Source organism: Alcaligenes faecalis (assembly GCF_005311025.1).
In the GTDB taxonomy this organism is placed as follows: Bacteria; Pseudomonadota; Gammaproteobacteria; order Burkholderiales; family Burkholderiaceae_B; genus Alcaligenes; species Alcaligenes phenolicus.
On the sequence record NZ_CP031747.1, the window covers coordinates 1 to 19,554 of the forward strand.

General features: G+C 57.2%; 16 protein-coding genes and 1 pseudogene. 4 read left to right on the plus strand and 13 right to left on the minus strand.

The window, feature by feature from the left end; translation table 11 throughout:
* From D0C27_RS00005 to D0C27_RS00045, 9 genes and pseudogenes are all read right to left on the minus strand, one after another.
* Positions 1–475: pseudogene (locus D0C27_RS00005) on the minus strand (DNA methyltransferase); the annotation flags it as partial.
* Between the two features lie 10 nt (positions 476–485).
* Entirely contained in the window at positions 486–902 is a 417-nt protein-coding gene (locus D0C27_RS00010; RefSeq protein ID WP_035272539.1) for a CopD family protein, read from the minus strand.
* Positions 903–905: 3 nt separating this feature from the next.
* The gene (locus tag D0C27_RS00015) at positions 906–2,201 is read right to left on the minus strand and encodes a glutamate-5-semialdehyde dehydrogenase (RefSeq protein ID WP_088450488.1); all 1,296 of its coding nucleotides are present in this window, start codon (positions 2,199–2,201) and stop codon (positions 906–908) included.
* Between the two features lie 68 nt (positions 2,202–2,269).
* Positions 2,270–3,331, minus strand: coding sequence for a DNA polymerase III subunit delta (holA, locus tag D0C27_RS00020; RefSeq protein ID WP_035272542.1), 1,062 nt, complete (start codon positions 3,329–3,331; stop codon positions 2,270–2,272).
* 2 nt (positions 3,332–3,333) lie between these two features.
* Positions 3,334–3,966 carry an LPS assembly lipoprotein LptE gene (gene lptE / locus D0C27_RS00025; RefSeq protein WP_026483068.1) on the minus strand — a complete coding sequence of 211 codons (633 nt, stop codon included), beginning with the start codon at positions 3,964–3,966 and terminating at the stop codon, positions 3,334–3,336.
* A 2-nt stretch (positions 3,967–3,968) separates the two neighbouring features.
* Positions 3,969–6,629, minus strand: coding sequence for a leucine--tRNA ligase (gene leuS, locus D0C27_RS00030; protein ID WP_137430162.1), 2,661 nt, complete (start codon positions 6,627–6,629; stop codon positions 3,969–3,971).
* Between the two features lie 212 nt (positions 6,630–6,841).
* Positions 6,842–7,009 carry a 50S ribosomal protein L33 gene (gene rpmG, locus D0C27_RS00035; RefSeq protein WP_003802781.1) on the minus strand — a complete coding sequence of 56 codons (168 nt, stop codon included), beginning with the start codon at positions 7,007–7,009 and terminating at the stop codon, positions 6,842–6,844.
* Positions 7,010–7,044: 35 nt separating this feature from the next.
* The gene (gene rpmB / locus D0C27_RS00040) at positions 7,045–7,281 is read right to left on the minus strand and encodes a 50S ribosomal protein L28 (protein WP_003802782.1); all 237 of its coding nucleotides are present in this window, start codon (positions 7,279–7,281) and stop codon (positions 7,045–7,047) included.
* A gap of 140 nt (positions 7,282–7,421) precedes the next feature.
* A complete protein-coding gene (locus D0C27_RS00045) occupies positions 7,422–8,570 on the minus strand; it encodes a Bcr/CflA family multidrug efflux MFS transporter (protein ID WP_088452995.1) in 1,149 nt (382 codons plus the stop codon).
* 350 nt (positions 8,571–8,920) lie between these two features.
* On the opposite strand from D0C27_RS00045, the gene D0C27_RS00050 reads away from it, so the two are divergent.
* From D0C27_RS00050 to D0C27_RS00065, 4 genes are all read left to right on the plus strand, one after another.
* A complete protein-coding gene (locus D0C27_RS00050; protein ID WP_035274497.1) occupies positions 8,921–10,159 on the plus strand; it encodes a class I SAM-dependent methyltransferase in 1,239 nt (412 codons plus the stop codon).
* A 539-nt stretch (positions 10,160–10,698) separates the two neighbouring features.
* Entirely contained in the window at positions 10,699–11,742 is a 1,044-nt protein-coding gene (locus D0C27_RS00055) for an ABC transporter substrate-binding protein (RefSeq protein WP_137430163.1), read from the plus strand.
* A gap of 164 nt (positions 11,743–11,906) precedes the next feature.
* A complete protein-coding gene (locus D0C27_RS00060) occupies positions 11,907–12,764 on the plus strand; it encodes an ABC transporter permease (protein ID WP_009456478.1) in 858 nt (285 codons plus the stop codon).
* Positions 12,761–14,038 (plus strand): quaternary amine ABC transporter ATP-binding protein, encoded by a 1,278-nt coding sequence (locus D0C27_RS00065; RefSeq protein WP_009456471.1) that lies wholly within the window; start codon positions 12,761–12,763, stop codon positions 14,036–14,038. Before D0C27_RS00060 ends, D0C27_RS00065 begins: the two co-directional genes overlap by 4 nt.
* A 246-nt stretch (positions 14,039–14,284) precedes the next feature.
* On the opposite strand, the gene D0C27_RS00070 is transcribed toward D0C27_RS00065, so the two are convergent.
* The 4 genes from D0C27_RS00070 to D0C27_RS00085 form a co-directional block, all read right to left on the minus strand.
* The gene (locus tag D0C27_RS00070; RefSeq protein ID WP_115633905.1) at positions 14,285–15,703 is read right to left on the minus strand and encodes an MATE family efflux transporter; all 1,419 of its coding nucleotides are present in this window, start codon (positions 15,701–15,703) and stop codon (positions 14,285–14,287) included.
* A gap of 9 nt (positions 15,704–15,712) precedes the next feature.
* Positions 15,713–17,473: an ArnT family glycosyltransferase gene (locus D0C27_RS00075; RefSeq protein ID WP_035272549.1), complete on the minus strand. Its 1,761-nt coding sequence runs from the start codon at positions 17,471–17,473 to the stop codon at positions 15,713–15,715.
* A gap of 135 nt (positions 17,474–17,608) precedes the next feature.
* Positions 17,609–17,875 carry a type B 50S ribosomal protein L31 gene (locus D0C27_RS00080; protein ID WP_009456467.1) on the minus strand — a complete coding sequence of 89 codons (267 nt, stop codon included), beginning with the start codon at positions 17,873–17,875 and terminating at the stop codon, positions 17,609–17,611.
* A 352-nt stretch (positions 17,876–18,227) separates the two neighbouring features.
* On the minus strand, positions 18,228–19,553 hold the full coding sequence (locus D0C27_RS00085; protein ID WP_137430164.1) for an MFS transporter: 1,326 nt from the start codon (positions 19,551–19,553) through the stop codon (positions 18,228–18,230).
* Position 19,554 lies beyond the last annotated feature (1 nt).

The following is a 19,554-nucleotide window of genomic DNA, read 5'->3' on the forward strand; positions in this document are numbered from 1 at the left end:
ATGCGGGTCGTTCACGACGTTCGCCCGAGAATTCCCGGCGTTCACCGGAGAACTCACGACGCTCGCCCGATTGTGGGCGGCTGTCGCGGTCACGGTTGAATGCGGGTCGTTCACGACGTTCGCCCGAGAATTCCCGGCGTTCACCGGAGAACTCACGACGCTCGCCTGATTGTGGGCGGCTGTCGCGATCACGGTTGAATGCGGGACGCTCACGGCGTTCGCCTGAAAATTCGCGACGCTCGCCCGATTGAGGACGATCTGCGCGGTCGCGGTTGAAAGCAGGGCGCTCGCGGCGGTCCTGGTCACGTTTCTCTACGTAGGGGCGGGTCTCGCGCTTGGGGCCGCCCTGGCGGTCTTGCTGCAGGCTGGCTGCTCGTGCGCGCGCACCCGAGCGCACGCGGGGTTCCGCATTGCTGGCTTTCTTTTTAGTGCCTGGGTTCAGGCTTAGTGTCTTGCGTTCAGATTGGTCTGACATGAATAAGGTATTAGAAGGGTTTTATAACCACCAGGATGAGGACCAGCAGCAGAACGATGACCGGAATTTCATTGAACCAGCGGAAGAATACGTGTGAGCGGCTTTGTTGCCCTTGCTGGAACTGCCGCAGATAGCGTCCGCACACACCGTGAAAGGCAAACAGGATCAAGACCAGGGTCAGTTTGGCGTGCATCCAGCCCTGTCCTTTGCCTATGCCGTAATACAAAAACAATCCCAGGCCTGTCAGCAAAGTCAAAATGGCCAGAGGAGCCATAAAGCGATACAGGCGCCGGGCCATGCCCAGAAGCGTTTCATAGGTCTTGGCATCTTGCTCCTGGGCCAGATTGACATAGATGCGTGGCAAGTAGAACAGCCCTGCAAACCAGGAGGTCACAAACAAGATGTGAAATGTTTTTAGCCAAAGCATGATTTAACCACGCATTTGGCCATTGCCGTGCAAGACCCATTTGTAGGTCGTCAGGCCTTCCAGGCCGACCGGGCCACGGGCATGAAGACGGTTGGTGGAAATGCCGATTTCGGCACCCAGGCCGTACTCGAAGCCGTCCGCAAAACAGGTAGGCAGGTTCACCATGACGGAGCTGGAGTCTACTTCGCGCTGGAAGCGTTCGGCCAGGCTCAGGTTTTCCGTCACGATGGATTCGGTGTGCTCTGAGCTGTACTGTGCGATATGGTCCATGGCCTGGTCCATGGAGTCCACAATGCGGATTGCCAGAATGGCCGCGGCAAATTCGGTTTCCCAGTCTTCCTCGGTAGCAGGGGCCACATTGGCAACCAGGGCACGGGTCTGCTCACAGCCACGCAGTTCCACCCCTTTTTCCTGCAACTGGCGGGCCATTTCTGGCAGGAAAGCGGGTGCAATGCTGCGGTGAACCAGCAAGGTTTCCATGGTGCCGCAAATACCGTAGCGGTAGGTCTTGGCGTTGAATACGATGCGGGTCGCTTTTTCCAGATCGGCAAATTCGTCCACATAGACGTGGCAGTTGCCGTCCAGGTGCTTGATCAGAGGAACCGTGGCTTCGGCGCTCAGTCGTTGGATCAGGCTCTTGCCACCACGCGGGACAATGACGTCCACGTAGTCGTTCATGGTTACGAGCAGGCCAACAGCATCGCGGTCCGTGGTGGGAACCACTTGCACGGCTTCTTTGGGCAAACCAGCACGTTCCAGGCTGCTGGAGATGATCTGCGCCAGGGCCTGGTTGGAATGAAAGGCTTCGCTACCACCGCGCAGAATCGTGGCGTTGCCCGATTTCAGGCACAGGGCAGCGGCGTCAATAGTCACATTGGGGCGCGACTCGTAAATGATGCCGATGACACCCAAAGGGACACGCATCTGAGCCACGCGCATGCCATTCGGGCGGGTACGCGAGGCGCTGATCTGGCCAACCGGATCATCCATATCGGCAATTTGACGCAGGCCGGTGGTCATGATCTCCAGGGCGCGGTCGGACAGGACCAGGCGTTCGATCATGGCCGGGGCAATCTGACGTTCACGTGCCGCTTGCAAGTCCAGCTCGTTGGCTGCTTGCAACTGGGCTTTTTGCTCAATCAGGGCATCAGCCATATAGCGCAGGGCGTCGGCCTTGGCTTTGCCTGTGGCGGCGCGCATACGACGGGCAGCAAGCTGGGCGCGCTTGCCCAAATCTTGCATCATGGAAGACAGATCGCCGACCTGGGTGGCGGCAGAGGACTGGGTGATATCGTTCATAGCCGTGTAACTCTCCGGTTCAAGAGAGCATTATCGCAACAATTAAGAAGTTAAGGGGTATCGGACGCTTAGCGGCGGGGCGCTTGTGTCGCGACCGCGATACGCATGGTCAGGCGGCGCATTTCTTCCCACGGGTCTTGCTGACGTCCGTTGGGGTGCAGGCCTTTGATCAAACGGTCTATATCGTGTGCATGCAGAACCGAAGCGGGCCAGCTTTGAGGCGGGATACGGTCCAGGGCCTGACGAACGAGTTTTTCACGCGGGCCAAAAATGCGGTATTGGCGAAACAGGTTGGACAGGTCCTGTCCTTGCTGACGCGCTTGTGACAAGCGGGCCAAGGTACGCACTTCTTCGCCTACAGCCCACAAGACCAGGGGTAGGGCTTCGCCTTCTGCCTGCAAGCCATCAAGCACCGTCAGGGCGCGTTGACTGTGGCCTGCCAGCATGGAGTCACGCAGATCAAACACGCTGTAGCGGGCTACGTTCAGAACCGCGTTTTCCAGTTCTTCCTGGCTAAGCTGGCCAGGTGGGTAGATCAGGGCCAGTTTCTGTATTTCCTGATGGGCGGCCAGCAGGTTGCCTTCAACCTTGTCAGCCATCCATTCCAGGCTGTTGCGCTCCAGGCTTTGGTCCTGGGCTTTCAGGCGCTGGGCAATCCAGCCTGCCAGAGAGTTGCGGTTGATGGGCTGAATGTCAACCCAACAGGCCACCTGCTCCAGAGCCTGACACCATTTGCTGTTGCGTGTAGCTTTGTCCAGCCGGGGAAGCTGAATCAGAAAGCTGGTGCCATCCATTTGCCCCCCGCTGATCAGCTCGCACAGCTTTTGCAGGGCGTCGCCGCCTGGCTTGCCAGGTTTGCCGCTGGGAATATTGACATCCACCAGTTTTTGATCGCCAAACAGGGAAATGTTCTGGGCTACAGCAAACAGCTGCGACCAGTCGGCCCGTGCATCCAGGGTAAAACTGCTGCGTTCGGTAAAGCCGTCCTGGCGGGCGCGGGCGCGCACCGCATCCGCCGCTTCAACCAGCAACAGAGGCTCGTCACCGGACACCACATAAAGCGGTTGGAAAGCGGCGGTTGGCGTGGCCAGTTCGCGCAGCAAGGTGTCGTGGTCGGCCCTGCGTCCCATTCTTACAGCGGAGCCTGTTGTCGAGTGGGCAGCAGTTCCATCTCTTCCATGGAGCTGGCCTCTGGTTGGCTGCTTATGTAATGGTAGGCGCTGGTCACGTCGGGCGAACTCAAGCGACGCACAATACGATTGATCAAAGACTGTTCCATATCGCGGAAAATCATCTCGATTTCGCTATCTTTGGCTTGTACAGCCTCGGCATCGTACGGTACTTCACGAATGACGTTCAGTGTTGTGGGCGGCAGGATCACGCGGCCTTTGGCGTCCAGCAACTCGAACACAAATGTCAGTTGCAGTTCGTACTCTTCCACCTGGCCTTTGGCGTTGATGGAGATTTCGCGTTGATTACGGCTGTGGGAGAGCTGTTGCAAGATGGCTTCAGCGTCTTGCGGGCGCTCCACAAAGCGGGTTTGCGGTGAACTGGCCGACAAGGTTCGACGCAGATTCGCGCCAAACGCACTGTTGTCCGTAATGTTGGTGTAAATCGTGTCGAACGGCAGCGGGGCCACCCCTTTCAGGTGAAAGCCACACGCTGTCAGAACAACACTGAGCAGGATCATCAAGCCCGCCAGTCCCCAGAACCTGGGTGCAGGAACAGACAAGGAGCTGGAAGGAAGCAGGCGGGCTAGGTGCATGATTAACCTACGACGTTAACGAGTTTGCCAGGCACCACAATGATGCGCTTGGCGGGGCGGCCTTCCAGATACTTGAGCACGGCAGCGTGTTCGGCTGCGGCTTGTTCAATGGCGGCTTTTTCCGCTCCCTGAGGCACGACCAATGAACCGCGCAGCTTGCCATTGACTTGCAGCATCAGCTCCACTTCGTCAGCAATCAGGGCTTGTTCATCCACAGCAGGCCATTGGGCGTCGAGCATATCGCCCAGGCTGTCTGCCCAACCCAGTTCACGCCACAACTGCCAGGTGATGTGAGGGACGACAGGGTACAGCACGCGCAACAGAATGGACGTGGTTTCAGCCAGTGCACGTTGTGCGGCGGGAGTGTCTTCCCATTGAGTCTGCTCCAGGGTGTTGAGCATCTTCATGCAAGCCGAAACCACGGTGTTGTATTGAATACGCTCGTAGTCGTAATTGGCTTGCTTGAGCAAGGAGTGAATTTCCAGACGGGTACGCTTGGCGGCCGCATCCAGATCGCTCCAGTCGGTGGCTTGTTGGGCGTTGCCAGCGCGCAGAGCATCGGCGTGGTTATAGCAGAAGGCCCACAGGCGACGCAGGAAGCGGTTGGCGCCATCCACGCCCGAATCCGACCACTCCAGGGTTTGCTCTGGCGGGCTGGCAAACATGATGAACAGGCGGGCGGTATCCGCGCCCAGCGTGTCGATCAGGGATTGGGGGTCCACGCCGTTGTTCTTGGACTTGGACATGGTGCCGATGCCGTTGTATTGCACGGGCTGACCATCGCTCTTCAAACGGGCACCGATAATCGCGCCTTTTTCGTCGTAGACGTTTTCGACGGTTTCAGGCCAGAAGTACTCGATACCACCTTGAGGTGTGCGGCGGGTGTAGCTGTGGTTCAGCACCATGCCCTGGCACAGCAGGCGGGTGAAGGGCTCGTCAATCTTGACTAGGCCCATGTCGCGCATGACTTTGGTCCAGAAGCGGGCGTACAGCAAGTGCAGCACAGCGTGTTCGATACCACCGATGTACTGATCCATGGGCATCCAGTAGTCGGTGCGTGGATCGGTCATGGAGTCGTTCAGTTTGGGCGTGGTGTAGCGCAGGAAGTACCAGGACGAGTCCACAAAGGTGTCCATGGTGTCCGTTTCGCGACGTGCAGGCTTGCCGCAAGAAGGGCAAGTGCACTTCAGGAAGGCTTCGTGCTTGTTCAGCGGGTTGCCGCTGCCATCGGGAATCAGCTCTTCGGGCAGAACCACGGGCAGGTCTTTTTCTGGAACAGTAACCGGGCCGCAATCCTCGCAGTGGATGATCGGGATCGGGGTGCCCCAGTAACGCTGACGGGAAATGCCCCAGTCGCGCAGACGGTAGGTGGTTTGTTTCTCGCCCAGCTCTTGAGCATTCAGGTCTGCCGCAATTGCGTCCACGGCGGCGGCATGCGCCAGGCCGTCGTACTTGCCGGAATTGATGGTTTGGCCTTGCTGCTTGTCGCCGTACCAGTCTTGCCATTGAGTGGCGTCGTACTCTTTGCCTTCAACGCCAATCACTTGTTGAATAGGCAATTGGTATTTCAGGGCAAAGGCGAAGTCGCGCTCGTCGTGAGCAGGCACGCCCATGACGGCACCGTCGCCGTAGCTCATCAAGACGTAGTTACCGACCCAGACAGGAACGTCCGCACCGGTCAGTGGGTGCTTGACGCTCAAGCCGGTGGGCAGACCTTCTTTTTCACGGGTGGCCATGTCGGCTTCCGTGGTGCCGCCTTTCTTGCATTCTGCAATAAAGGCTGTCAGCTCGGGATTGTTGCGGGCAGCCAGGGCAGCCAGCGGGTGTTCAGGGGCAACAGCACAGAAGGTAACGCCCATGATGGTGTCCACGCGGGTGGTGAACACGTACAGACGACCGTCCTGAATCAGTTGGCCTTGCTCGTCACGAATATCGTGAGGGAAGGCAAAGCGCACACCCTGGCTCTTGCCGATCCAGTTTTCCTGCATCAGGCGCACACGCTCGGGCCAGCCGGGCAGGCCGGTTTTCACGGTGTCCAGCAGCTCTTCAGCGTAGTCGGTAATGCGCAGGTAGTAGCCGGGGATTTCACGCTTTTCAACCAGCGCGCCCGAGCGCCAGCCACGGCCTTCAATAACCTGTTCGTTGGCCAGAACGGTTTGATCCACCGGATCCCAGTTCACAGTCTGGGTCTTGCGGTAGGCAATGCCTTTTTCCAGCATCTTCAGGAACAGCCACTGGTTCCATTTGTAGTATTCGGGATCGCAGGCACACATTTCACGCGACCAGTCGATGGCCAGACCCATCGCCTGCATCTGCTTTTTCATGTAGGCGATGTTGTCGTAAGTCCACTTGGCGGGCGGAACCTGCGATTTGATGGCGGCGTTTTCAGCGGGCATGCCAAAGGCATCCCAGCCCATGGGCATGAGAACGTTAAAACCGCGCATGCGTAGCTGGCGCGCCATCATGTCGTTGATGGTGTAGTTGCGCACGTGGCCCATGTGTAGCTTGCCACTGGGGTAGGGCAGCATGGAGCATGCGTAAAACTTGGGTTTGAGCGAGCCATCGGGAGCGGTGGCATTTTCGACGGCGCGATAGGCGTCCCGATCGGTCCAGTTTTGCTGAGCGAGTTGTTCAACCTCGCTGGGGTTGTAACGTTCCTGCATGAGTGGCAATACCGTTTTAGACAAAAGTAAAGGAGTATCCGCCATTATACGGGGCAAATCTCGCTGTGGACGGCTGCAAGGTGGGCAGTGTGCATGAGCGTAATGGCAGACAGGAGGCAGGCCTGTCACAGCAGCCTGTGAAGGGCAAAAAAAACCCCTGCAGGGCAGGGGCTTTTTTTGAAAACCAATCCGCTGCAGGAGCGGTGCGCGAATTAACGCAACTTGGTTTCTTTGTACTCGACGTGCTTGCGAACGACGGGGTCAAATTTCTTGATCACCATCTTTTCAGGCATGTTGCGCTTGTTTTTGGTGGTGGTGTAGAAGTGACCGGTGCCGGCGGACGATTCGAGTTTGATTTTTTCGCGTATACCTTTAGCCATGATGAGCTCCTGGTTAAATGTTTAAGAAGCGCAGCTTAGTATTTTTCGCCGCGGGAGCGCATTTCGGCCAGAACGGAGTCGATACCGTTCTTGTCGATGGTGCGGATAGCGTTAGCGGAAACGCGCAGGCGAACCCAGCGGTTTTCACTTTCAACCCAGAAACGACGGGACTGCAGGTTTGGCAGGAAGCGACGCTTGGTTTTATTGTTGGCGTGCGAAACATTGTTGCCCGACATTGGGCCTTTTCCGGTCACTTGGCATACGCGTGCCATGGTCATACCCCTTGAGATCTAAATCAGCCTCCGCTAAACGAAAAAAGCCGCGGGCGATTGTAAAATTAGGATCGTGTTAACCCCAGTGCTGGGGTACAAAGAAGATTATTCTAATATGGAAAAATCACTTAGATCAAGTTTTACCGTGCTTTCCTTGCTGCGTTGCGGCCAAACAGCCACGATAAGACGGCACAACTGGCCAATACGGCGGTCAATGGCAAAGCATTGGAAGAGGACCAGCTGCTGACCGCAAAACCGGCCAGCGCACCACAAAGCATTTGCAAAGCGCCCATCAGGGCCGAGGCCGTTCCCAGGCGATGGCCTTGTTCAGACAGGGCCAGGGCCGCGGAATTGGGGTTCACAAAGCCTTGGCACGCCATAAAGCCCATCAGCGTCACCATCAGCCAGGTCAGGTCCAGTACGCCCAGCAGGGTCAGAACGGCACCCAGCAGGGTAAAGATCACTTGCAGTCCCTGTGCCACGCGCAGCAAAGTGGGCGGGCTGTACGTATTGAGCAAACGGGCGCTGACTTGAGAGAAAACAATCAGACAGGCGGCATTCGCGCCAAAATAAAAACCGAAATGGCGCGGCTCGACTGCAAATAAATCAATAAAGACGCGTGGCGATCCGGCGATATAGGCAAACATGCCTGCAGAACTGAAACCGGCGGCCAGCGAATAAAACATGAAAGGCCGGTCGCGTAACAAGGCACTGTAATTATGGACAATCAGTTTGGGTTGCAGTGGCAGGACTCGTTCGGGGGTCAGGGACTCTTTCATGGTGAAAAAAGTCAGCAGCCACAAGAGCACGCCACAGCCAGCCATGAAGTAGAAAATACCGCGCCAGTCGCTAAACAGCAGGATCTGACCACCGATCAGCGGGGCCAGAATAGGCATGACGCCCATAATCAGCATCAGCATGGACAGGGCGCGGGCGGCTTCACGGGTCTCGAAACGATCCCGGATCACGGCACGGGGAATAGCCATGCCAGCGGCACCGCCAAAGGCCTGCACAATGCGCCACACGGTCAATTCATCAATATCGCTGGCGCGTGCACAGAAAAAGGAAGCGGTGGTGAAAATCAGCACGCCCAGCAGCAAGGGCAGCTTGCGCCCGAAGCGGTCGGCCATGGGGCCGTACACTAATTGAGCCACGCCCACACCCAGCAAGAAACCCGCCAGCGTGCGCTCTACCATGCCCGCCGAGGTGTTCAGACTCTGAGCCATTGCCGGGAAGGCGGGCAGGTACATATCAATGGCCAGGGGCCCCAGGGCAGTGAGCAGCCCCATCAAGATGAGCCAAGGGGGAAATGCAGGGGAGTGGTTGCGTGTCATCGGGCCAAGTATTAAGGTGGGGCAGATCCTGGCCGAGAGCCTGAACCCACTACCCTGTGCCGAGCATCAATGCAAACCGATGCAATGGGCCAAAGGCAGGCAGTTTAGCATGGGGCAAGGTCAATTCCGGTCTAAGTGCTTTAGGTGTGAAGCACATGATTCGTGACTTTGACGCAACGGATTCAGGGGCTGATTGTATTAGGCTACAGGATTGACAGCTTACGGGCGGTGTGTCGAAAGAGGCGACACATTGTCATCTTTGTTTGTTTACATACAAGGAGGCGAAGTTGAGTTCAATTTCATCAATGGTCCAGGCCAAATTAGATCAACTCAGCATCCCGGTTCGGCTGACTTTGCCCAACGGCGAGCAAGTTGGCACGGCTGATGCAGCGGTTCATCTGATCATTAAAGATAATGCCACCTTGGCGCAGCTGGCCGCCGGGCAATCCGGGCAGCTGGGAGAAGCCTACGTGGAAGGGCGTATGGACTTTGAAGGCTCCATGCGGGATCTGATGCAGCTGGCAGCGGATATTTTGCCGGGCTCTCCGGTTGACGCTGCCCAGGCAGGCTGGCTGACTTCCATCGTCAAGCACCTGACCTCGGTTTGGCGTCACTCCCAGGAAAGGGATGCCAAACAGATCCAGTTTCATTACGACTTATCGGACGATTTCTACGCCTTGTGGCTGGACCCGCGTCGGGTCTACTCCTGCGCCTATTACCGCGAACCGGACATGACGCTGGCGCAGGCTCAGGAAGCCAAGCTGGACCACATTTGCCGCAAGCTGCGTCTGCAGTCGGGCGAGCGCTTTCTGGATGTGGGGGCCGGGTGGGGCGGGCTGCTGATGTGGGCGGCTGAAAACTACGATGTGGACGTGACGGGCATCACCTTGTCCCGTAACCAGCATGCCTATGTGAACGGGCTGATTGAGCAGAAAGGTCTGTCGGGCCGGGCCCGCATGATGTTGCTGGATTATCGCGAGCTGGATGAACTCAAGCCCTATGACAAGCTGGCCTCGGTCGGGATGTTCGAGCACGTGGGCCGCGCCCAGCTCAGCGCCTATTTCGACAAGTTGCGCCGTTTGGTCAAACCCGGTGGTTTGATTCTGAATCACGGCATTACGGCCGGTGGCGTGGATAATAGCCAGCTGGGTGCCGGGATGGGCGACTTTATCGAGAAATACATTTTCCCCGGCGGAGAGCTGACCCATATCAGCCATGTGCTGCGTCATCTGGCCGAAGGTGGTCTGGAAGGCCTGGACATTGAGAATCTGCGTCCGCACTATGCGCGCACGTTGTGGGCCTGGAGCGATGCCTTGGAAAGTCAGTTGGACAAGGCCAAGGCCACGCTGGATTCCGAGCAGGGTCAAAAATCCTTGCGTGCTTACCGGGTTTATCTGGCTGGTTGCGCCATGGGTTTTGAGCATGGCTGGATTGCCTTGCATCAAGTTTTGGCTCAGGCGCAAAGTGCTGGGCGGGCACAGGAGCTGGATTACGCGCCAGACCTGGTGTATCCATGGCGTCGGGACTATATGTATCAGCGTTAGAGGGCGCGGTCTGGAGGGGCAAATGACAATGCTATATGCCTTGTCATTTGTCTTTTTTGGGGCTGCTTTTACGCCACTCCATCAATTCTGAATTAATAAGTAACAAAAAAAAGTTTAGAAAATCGCTAAAACCACGCCAAACAAGGGTTTTGTTGCGTTTTTGCCATTGACATATTCCAAGGTTTTGATGGTTTTGCGCAGTAAGAATTTGTTTTTGATTGCAAAGGCCCGTAGAATGGCCTCCTTACCAGATTCATCAATTCGATCTAGAACCGCCTGAAACTGCGTGTTCTATTCGCACCAAATCATCGCCCCGCGCGGTGTAACCCTGGCCCAGCCGTTTTGTTTCGGTCAAGGCAGCGAACAGTACCAAAAGGGCTCAGCCCTGAATATTGTTCCGGGTTTTTCGTGAGTGCCTGGCACTCGCTCTATACGTAGGTATGTATTGGCGATAAGAGCATCGTCTTCCGCACACCCCTTTAGCCTTGGCGCCGACTGATCATGCAGGACGCGTCCACAGTAACTCAAGGAGGAGCATCATGTCTTCATACTTCCCTCACACCGGTGCCAAGTCGCGCTTGCACCGCTTTCCCCTGATTCAAGCCTCTGTGCTGACCAGCGTGTTGCTGGGTTTGTCGTCCGCCGCACAAGCCGCTACCCCGGTTGCCTGCGAACTGGACCGCACGGTTCGCTTTGGCGGCATGAATTGGGAATCCAATCTGGTCCTGACTGAAGTCGAGCGTTTTATCGCTGACAAGGGTTATGGCTGCAAGACTGAGGTCATCTCGGTCGAGACGCTTCCGGCCTTGGCCGCATTGGAGCGAGGCGACCTGGATGTCAACACTGAAATCTGGCTCAACAGTGTGGCTGATCCCTGGAAACAGGCTGAAGCCAAGGGAAATGTAAAACGTATTGGCGATATTTATATGGGTGGCGAAGCCTGGTTCATTCCACGCTACACCGCCGAGCGCCTGCCTGAACTGAAGTCCGCTGCGGACTTGCCCAAGTTCAAGGATGAATTCAAGGACCCTGAAGAACCCGGTAAAGGCCGCTTCTATGGCTGCCCGGCAGGTTGGGGTTGTGAAGTGGTCAGCGGCAATCTGTTCAATGCCCTGAAGCTGGGTGATACCTTCACCTTGTTCTCGCCCGGTACTGGTGCCACGCAGAAAGCGGCTCTGACCTCTGCTTATCAGCGCAAGGAAAACGTGGTGTTCTACTACTGGTACCCTACGCCGCTGGTGGGTTCCATGGATCTGGTCAAGCTGGAACTGCCCGCTTATGACGAGAAAAAGCACGGGTGTCTGACGGACCCGGATTGTGCCAATCCAGAGCCTAGCGATTACCCCGAAAATCCGGTGTTCACTGCTGTGAATACGGAGTTCTCCAAGCAGGCTCCCGAACTGACGGCCTTCCTGGCCAATGTCAGCATGCCCCTGGAGCTGATGAACGACACCATGGCCCACATGGAAAAAACCGAGGGCGAGCCTGAGGATGTGGCGCACTGGTTCCTGAAAGAGCACGAGGACACCTGGTCCAAGTGGGTGCCCATGGAAGTGGCTCAGCGCGTAAAAGCCGCTCTTTAGTATTCGTGTCGTTGTAGGGCGAGGCCGGCCTCGGTGACTGCACCCCATGTGGGTGCGGGTACTGAGCCGTACCTCGCTTTTCTGCCTGGTCCCATTGTGGCCGGCAGGCTCATGGCCGGGCGATATGCCCGCGCCGCATGCACGAGTTTTACGGAGTGTTTTTTATGTTTCCTGAGTTGATTGATCCGCGCGCCTTACGTTTGCCCATCGATCAGTTCGTGGGTGATCTGGTTGCCAATTATTCCAGTACCTTGCGCGCCATGACCCAGCCTTTGCTGGACATGCTGGTCTTTATGGAGTCCATCTTGCGCAGCAGTCCCTGGTGGGCCGTTGTGCTGGTGGTGGTCGTGCTGGGCTGGGCTGCCAGCCGTCGCGTCCTGTTTTCCGTGGCCATGGGTGCCATGCTGTTCGTCATTGGTTTGATCGGCCTGTGGGATGCTGCCATGCAGACCCTGGCGCTGATGATCGTGGCCGTTTTCCTGTCTGTCCTGATAGGCATACCGCTAGGTCTGTTGATGGCCAGCTTCAACTGGCTGCGCCGCATCATGATGCCGGTGCTGGACGTGATGCAAACCATGCCCAGCTTTGTGTATCTGATTCCGGTAGTGATGCTGTTCAACCTGGGCAAGATCGCCGCCCTGATTGCCACCATTATTTACGCCATTGCGCCGGTAATTCGTCTGACCGATCTGGGTATACGCCTGGTCGACAGCGAAGTGCTGGAAGCCTCGCGCTCCTTCGGGTCCAACCGCTGGCAGCAGCTCTACGGGGTGCAATTGCCATTGGCCATGCCCAACATCATGGCGGGTATTAACCAGACAACCATGATGGCGCTGGCCATGGTAGTGATCGCCTCCATGATTGGTGTGCGAGGTTTGGGCTACGAAGTGCTGCAAGGTATCAACCGCCTGCAAGTAGGCCGTGGCCTGATGGCCGGTTTGGGTATTGTGCTGCTGGCTATTCTGTTTGACCGTATCACACAAGAATTTGGCCGCCGCTTTCAGACACGGGAGGCCTCATGAGCAAGATTGAAGTTCGCAATATCTACAAGATCTTTGGCTCCCAACCCGAGCGCTGGCTGGAAGAAGCTCGTAACGGCGTTCGCAAGGATGAGCTACTGGCCAAAAGCGGTCACACCTTGGGGCTACGTGACATCAGCCTGTCCATTGAACATGGCAGCATTTACGTCATCATGGGTTTGTCCGGTTCGGGCAAGTCCACCCTGATCCGCCATTTCAACCGCCTGATCGAACCGACAGCCGGGCAGATTCTGGTCGATGATGTGGATGTGATGAGCCTGGATGGCAAGGCGCTGATGCAGTTCCGCCAGCAAAAGATCAGCATGGTCTTCCAGCGTTTTGGCCTGTTCCCGCATCGCACGGTGCTGGAGAACGCGGCTTACGGTCTGCAAGTGCAGGGCATAGGACGTGCCGCCCGTGAAGAGAAAGCCACTTACTGGCTGGAGCAGGTAGGGCTTCAAGGCTTCGAGAATCAGTATCCGCATCAGTTGTCTGGCGGTATGCAGCAACGTGTGGGTCTGGCGCGTGCCTTGGCCACCGATGCCGACATTCTTCTGATGGACGAAGCCTTCTCTGCGCTGGATCCGCTGATTCGACGTGAAATGCAGGACCAGTTGCTGGAACTGCAGGCCCGTCTGAACAAGACCATTGTGTTTATTACGCATGATCTGGACGAAGCTCTGCGCCTGGGTAACCGGATTGCCATTTTGAAAGATGGCGAGTTGATCCAGGAAGGTTCGCCCGAAGATATTCTGCTGTCACCCGCCAGCGATTATGTGCAGGCTTTCTTGCAGGATGTGAACCGCAGCAAGGTGCTGAATGCCGCCCATGCGGTGCGCGATTCCAGCAAGACATTGACCTTCACCATGCGTACCCGTGCTGTTCATGCGCTGGAGCGCTTGAGCGAACGGGGCGTGCGTTATGCGCCTGTGCTCGATGGCAAGCGTCTGGCCGGTGTCTTGATGCGTTCCAGTGCTCAAGAGGCGGTGCAGCAAGGTGCACGGGATATTTCCGGTTTTGTGGACGAGATGAGTTCCGTTCCCGCCACCATGGGTCTGGATGAAATCCTGGGGCAATTGCTGCGTAGCAGCGAACCTTTGGCCGTCACGGGCGAGAACGACGAGTTCCTGGGCCTGCTCTCGCGCAGCAAGGTTGTGGACCTGGTCAGCCCGCTTATTGATGCGGTTGAAGCGTCGCCGGATGCGGCTGCCGAGTCGACTCCGAGCGATACTGCCAAGATCGTGGAAGCAATTGAAGGCAGTAAACCTGCTGCCTGAGTTAGCCTTGTCTTGCTAAAGCGATAAAGAAAACGGGACCCGTTGAATAACTGGCCCCGTTTTTTTTGTTTGTGCTTTGATGGATTGGCTTATTTGGGCCTTAGGCTTCTACTGCTGAGCAAAGAGCAAAGAGCAAAGAGCAAAGAGCAAAGAGCAAAGAGCAAAGAGCAAAGAGCAAAGAGCAAAGCGCCGCTGGATGTCTGAGTCTGCCATGGAGCTGAATGCCAGCAGCTCATGCTTTGCTTGTTAGGACGCCCGCGCCTTGCGTCTTGCCGGATTGTAGATACGTAGAATATGGCTGTACCAGAACAGCAGCAGCAAGGCCGAGGCCCCCAGGCCCAGGCTGGACATGGTCCACAAACTGGCCGCACCCACAGGCGCACCCGGCGCCAGCCACTGAATGACCCCTTCCAGTGATCCGGCTGCCGGTCCAAACCCTAACCACCAGCCACCGCCCAGGCCCAGCACGCTCAAGGCAAAGAATTGCAGCAGCATGGGGACAAAAGCCACTTTATAGGCGCGCAGCAGATAGGAAATCAGGCACTGGAACGCGTCGCAAAAGTGGAAGAAGGGCAGCAGTTGCAGCAAGAGCAGGGCGCGCAGGGCTACGTCGGCATCGTCGGTATAGGCATGGGCCAAGGTAGGGCGCAGCAGAACCAGCAGGCTGATCGTCAACGTGACCCCCGCCAGCACAATCCCCAGACTTAACATTCCCACATGGCGGGCACGATGATATTGCCCGGCTCCAATGGCTTGAGCGCTGACCGAGGCCGCAGCAACACCCACGGCCATGGGCACCATAAAGCAGACAGCGGCCAGATTGGCCATGATCTGGTGAGCACCCGAAGCAAAGACCCCTTCGCGGGCTACCAGCAAAGCCATGAAGCTGAAGGCGCAGATCTCGATCAGGTAAGAGCCGCCCATGGGCAGGCCCAGGCGCAGCAGTTCTTTCTGCGCCGTCCAGCTAGGCAGGCCCAGTCGCAAGCTAAAGGGCTTGTAGAAGCGGTCGGCGCGCAGCAGCCACAGGCCAGCAGCCAGCATTAGCCAGGAAACCACGGTGGTCGCCAGGCCCGAACCGACGGCTCCCATGGCTGGTAAACCGAATTTCCCGAAAATCAGCATCCAGTTGAACAGGGCCTTGAAGGCCACGCTGAACAGATTGATCAGCATGACGGCCTTGGGGCGAGAGGTTGCCGTGCCCAGGCAGTAAATCGTTCGGAAAACCAGGGAGGCGGGCAGGGCCAGAATCAGGCTGCGCAAATACCAGGTCACCCGGTCGTGAACCTCAGGGCTCAAATCGCCCGACCAGCTTAGCCATATATTGGGAAAGGCCAGCGCCAGGGTGCCGATCAAGGTCAGCAACAGGGCCAGCCACACGCCTTGCCCCCACCAGCGGCCTACTTCAGTCAGGCGGCGCGCGCCAAATTGCTGCGCAATGATAGGAATCAGGGCGTGGATGACACCCATCAAGCCAATGAAGACGGTGATGTAAATGGATACGCCCAGGCCCATGGCCTGCAAGTCGACCGGACTGCTGTGGCCGACCATAACGGTATCCAGCACCCCAAAGGCGATACCCGCCCAGGAGCCGACCAGCACAGGCCAGGCCTGACGCAGGATTTGGCCTGCCTGGCCTTTCCAGTTGTGATGAAACACGGAGGACATGATTGAAACTTACTGAGCTTGTACTCGCAGCAGACGGAAAGCCTCGTGACGATCTGGCCCGCGTTTACCTTGCCAGAGCTGGACCGCATTGTCAGGAATGGGGGCCTTGCCATCTTGCAGGTCGCGCAGGGAGAACTGTTCCAGCACCAAAGAGCAGCGGTTGTCGAAATTGATCTTGATGTTGTTAAACACCAGGAAGGAGGCTCGTTGTCCCGAACCCAGGCCCCAGGAGCGCAGGCATTCGCCGGGCTGCCTGTGTTCGCGCAGGGCGGCGGACAGTTCACCGGAGACGTCCCGGTAACTACGTACGTAGTCCAGCGAGGGCATCCACAGGGTAACCAGCAGGAGCCAGGTCGTGATCAGGCCACCTGCAGACAAGACCGTGCCGCGCAGCAGCCCTGGCGGGTTGGTGGACAGGCGCCAGCGTACCAGGGCGATCCAGGCCAGCGTACCCAGCGCAGCAATAATCATGACCGGCCAGGAGATAAAGGTGTCATAACCTTGAGTCTGGCGGGCGATATTGTGCGAAATCTGACGTGGCCAGCCGGTTTGTTGCGCAATCCAGCCCAGCCAGACTGTGGTTGCCGTCAGCGAGAAGCACATGATGGCAAACCAATCCAGCGTATTGACCACGCCACGCCGCAAGGTGGGCAGCGAGAACGCGGCCAGGACGGCGCAAGGTACGACCAGCAGGGCGTATTCGGGCTCGAAGGCATCGCGGATAAACAGCAGGCTCAGCAGCGGGACCAGCAGGCTGATGGCAGGCACATAAATATGTGGGGCCTTGAACCAGCTGCGCCACTGCCACAGTGCCAGCAGTGCCAAAGGCCAGGTCGGCCAGAGGAACCACAGCAAGTCACGCAGATTATTCAGTTGTTCCTTGAAACCCGCCCAGCCCCAGGCGGCCAGATGCCACAGACGCCACTGTTCAGTCCAGTACACGCTGACGCGTTTGGCGGGAATCCACCAGGCCATGATGATGGCCAGGGTCAGGACGGCACTCAGGGCTAGCCATTGGCTGTGCTGACGCAAGGGGCCGCGTGGAATGAAGCACAGGACGGTGGCCAGCATGATGGGGCCAGCGCCCAGCCAGCCACGGGTCAGAAAGCAGGCGCCCAAAGACAGGCCCAGCATGATCGCACCGGAAGCGGGACGGTCAAACATGCGCACCAGGCTGTACAAAGCCAGAGCCTGGAAGGCAATGATGGCTGGCACTTCCGAGGTTTCGTGCATACGCCAGAGGATGCCGACCGTGGCTACCGTCAGCAGCAAGGTGGCGTCGGCAATCATGCGCCCATAGGCCGTGGGCGAGGGCTCGCCCCCAAAGGGCAGGCGCAGCGGTTGGGCCTCAGGGCGTCGAGCCAGCCAGTAGGCGCTGTGCCAGACCGAAGCCGCCAACATGCCGAACCACAGCAGGTTAGGCAGTCGGGACGCCACAATATTGGCGTTCAGCTCGGAGGTAAAGAGTTTGAGCAGCGGTGCAAACAGCGTAATGAACAGGGCACCCAGCCAGGTGGTCAGCGGCCCGTCCTGGGCATGTGCCAGATCGCCCACCTGCGGCAACAACAGGGCCTGACCGCTGGGATCTGACAAAGCGGTAAGCATGGTTGCCAGCCCGATGACATCGTCTGCCTTCCAGGGATCGCGGAAAAACAGACCCGCAAGAATGTAAATAGTCCCAACGACCAGCAGGACCAATCGGGGAAGTTTGACGGCAGCGGTAGCAGTCAGGCGAGCAGGGGTGGAGGTGGGTATGAGGCTGGATGACACGTCTAGGGTAAAACAGTCTGTTGATTCGCCCTATCTTAATGCAAAGGGGGCGCCTTGGCCGGGAAATGTGCGGTAAAAAAAAGGCAGCCGAAGCTGCCTTTTTTGCGCTGAACGCGGTATGCCGAGAAAGAGAGCTTATTCGCCTTTCTTGACGGTACCAGCCGTACGGGCAAAACGGGCGCGGAATTTTTCAACGCGGCCAGTTTCCACGATACGGGTTTGAGCGCCCGTGTAGAAGGGGTGCGACTCGGACGTCACGTCACACTTGAACAGCGGGTAAGTCTGACCGTCTTTTTCGGTGGTTTCGCGAGTCTGGACAGTGGAACGGGTGATAAAGGAGTTGCCCGTTTGCAGGTCCAGAAACACCACGTCACGGTATTCTGGGTGAATGCCTTCTTTCATGATGATTCCTGTTTTAACAAATAAGGACCGCCAGCAAGGCACGTATTTACAAAAATAAAGCTGCGCAGGGCAGATTTCCAATCTTGTAAGTACCGGCACTAAAAAGCTAGAGGGCTGTTTTTTTAACCGGGTTTGGGTTTTGACATCCTGCCCGATTGAATAATGCCTAAAGACTTTTTGCCACGTATCCGATGAAGCCTGAAATTTTAGCATTGAGCCGCCGCTTTTCAAAGAAAACTCCATCAAAGCGCGGCACAAGTGCAACAAGAAGCCGCCTAATGATAGGCGTCAGGTCCCGAAACCCGGAGATTGTCAGGGTTCGGGGCGTCTTGCTTGATGGTCGATAAGGTCGTCAGTCGATCTGTTTGCGCTTGCGGAAAGACAGAATCCAGATGCCGACCGCCAGCTCAAGTGCCGCAATAATCCACAAACCGCTTTGGAAATTACCGCTGGCGTCTTTCAGGGCACCCAACATGAAGGGCGCGCCAAAGCCGGCCAGGTTGGCGACCGAGTTGATGAAGGCCACGCCAATAGCTGCTGCCGAGCCTGCCAGAACGGCGTTAGGCAGTTGCCAGTACACCGGAATGCAACCCATGGTGCCGGACACGGCAATAATCAGGCTGATGAAGGCCATGGTCGTGTTGTTGCCCAGGAAGAGTCCCACGCCTGCCAGACCGACTGCGCCAATGATGACGGGAATTCCTGTATGCAGACGGGCTTCGCGTCGACGGTCGGCACTAAAACCCAGCGCCAGCTGGAAAATCGCCCCAAAGACATAGACCAGGCCAACCAGCAAACCAACTTGCAGCGGGTCGGCTGGCCCTAGCGAGCGCACCAGGGTGGGGGCAAAAAAGGCCAGTGTGGAGTTGGCCGCCACGATGCCAAAGAACATCAGGGTCAGGGTCCACAGATCGGTATTGCCCAGGGCTTTCTTGAAACTGTGCTCGCGTGGGCCTGCAGCCTTGGCGTCCAGCACCAGCTCCTGCTTGATCAGGTCTTTTTCACGCTGGCTTAACCAACTGGCTTTTTCCGGACTGTCCACGATGAACATCACCGCCAGAATACCCGCGAAAATTGTGGGCAGGCCTTCCAGCAGAAACAGCCATTGCCAGCCGGACCAGTCATTGACACCATCCAGGCGCGTCATGATGAAACCGGCCAGGGGCGCGCCCACAACCGAAGCCACTGCCGAGGCAGAAATAAAGACCGCAAAGGCTTTGGCGCGTCGATGGGCCGGGAACCAGAAGGTCAGAAACAGCAGCACGCCGGGCTGGAAGCCCGCTTCAAAAGCCCCGAGCAAAAAGCGCATCACATAAAAGTAAGCGGCTGTTTTGGTAAACATCATCAGCACGCAGATCAGCCCCCAGCCAAAGGCGATACGGGCCAGGGTCTTGCGCGCACCAATACGCAGCAGCAACCAGTTGCTGGGTACTTCAAAAAAGAAGTAGCCCAGAAAGAAGATACCAGCGCCTATCCCGTAAACCGTTTCGGAAAACCCCAGTTCGGGCTGCATTTGCAGCTTGGCAAAACCAATATTGAGCCTGTCTATCCAGGCCAGCATCCAAAGCAAGAAGATGAAGGGCAAAATGCGCCACATCACTTTCTTGTAAATCTGATCCAGTTCTTGCTTGCTGGCGGATAAAGCCTGACTTCCGTGCGCAAGGGTGCTGCTTGTCATG